Below are 1,637 nucleotides of genomic sequence, written 5' to 3' on the forward strand. Positions count from 1 at the left end.
GTCTGGGCCACATCCGATCGGCCTTCCGTGACCGGCCTGATCGGCGCCGACAACCAGGTCGACGGTTTCTCGCTGACCGCCATCCGAGCGCCGGGCAATCCGGCGCCGGCGCAGGTCACCGCGGGCGCCTTCGACGACAAGGGCCGTCGCATCGCCGATGCGACGCTGACCTTCGCGCCGGGCGAAGCCAACGCCACGGGAACGATGGCGGTTCCCTTCGAGCTGCGCAACGACTTCGCATCGATCGCGCTCGACGGCGAGCACCAGGCTGGCGCCGTGCGCGTGCTGGACGAGAGCTCGAAACGTCGCCGCGTCGGCCTTCTGTCGCAGGCCGAGGCCGACCAGGCGCAGCCGCTTCTGTCGCCGCTCTACTATATTCGCCGCGCCCTGCAGCCCTTCGCCGACCTGGTCGAGCCGTCGAGCGCCGATCTGGCCGACGCCATTCCGCAGCTTCTCGACCAGAAGCCGGCGATGATCATCATGGCCGACGTCGGCACCATCCCGGCGCAGGTCAAGCAGCGTCTGGTCGACTGGGTCGACAAGGGCGGCACGCTGGTGCGCTTTGCGGGTCCCCGCCTTGCAGCGGCCGGCAATGACGACGATCTTTTGCCGGTCAGGCTGCGCAGCGGCGAGCGCGCGCTGGGCGGCGCGCTGTCCTGGACGACGCCGCAGGCGGTCACCGAATTCCCGAAGACCGGTCCCTTCGCCGATCTTTCGCCGCCCTCCGAGGTGACCGTGAGCCGGCAGGTTCTGGCCGAGCCGACGCCCGACATCGTCGAGCGCACCTGGGCCACGCTTGCCGACGGCACGCCGTTGGTGACGGGCATGAAAAAGGACAAGGGCACGCTGGTGCTCTTCCATGTCACGCCCGAAGCCACCTGGTCGAACCTGCCGATCTCCGGCAGCTTCGTCGAAATGCTGAGACGCATCGTGCAACTGTCGCGCAATCAGGGCGCGGCCGTTGCCAACGCCGAGGCCAAGGCCGTGTCGTTGGCGCCTTACCGCATGATCGGCGCCGACGGCATGCTGACGCCGCCCTCGCCGGATGCCCGGCCGCTGGTGCCTGGCGCCGGTCCGCTGCCGGTGACCTTGGAAAATCCGCCCGGCCTCTACGGCTCGGAGACGGGCGTCTTCGCGCATAATCTGCTCGACGCGTCGAGCACGTTCGCGCCGCTGGTCCGCCCGCAGGTTTCGCTGCCGGTGACAGCCATCCCCTATGCCTTCGACGAATCGGAGAACCTCAAGGGACCGCTGGTCGCCGTCGCGCTCCTGTTGATGGCGCTCGACACCTTGGCCGTGTTCTGGATGGGCGGCCTGCTGGCGCGCCGGCCGCGCCGCGCAGGCACGGCGGCGGCGACCGCCGCGGCCGTTCTGGTCGTGCTGGGCGGCCTCTTCGGCCATGCCGATCTTGCCCGCGCCGACGATTCGAAGCCCGGCGACGCGCAGGCGATCGAGGATATTTCGAAAACCCGCATCGCCTATGTCATCACCGGCGAGCCGGGCGTCGATTCGATCAGCCGCGCCGGCCTCGAGGGTCTCACGCGTTTCCTGATCGAGAAGACCGCGCTCGAGCCTGGACCGCCGGCCGGCGTCGATATCGCCAAGGACGAACTGTCCTTCTTCCCGCTGATCTATTG

1 protein-coding gene is annotated in these 1,637 nt (G+C 69.0%); it reads left to right on the forward strand.

Annotation, left to right across the window (positions count from 1 at the left end; all coding sequences use genetic code 11):
* Positions 1-1,637: DUF4159 domain-containing protein (locus tag EOD07_RS33720; RefSeq protein ID WP_127238288.1), on the forward strand; the 1,637-nt coding region annotated here is incomplete at both ends.

Source organism: Mesorhizobium sp. M2C.T.Ca.TU.002.02.1.1 (assembly GCF_003997225.1).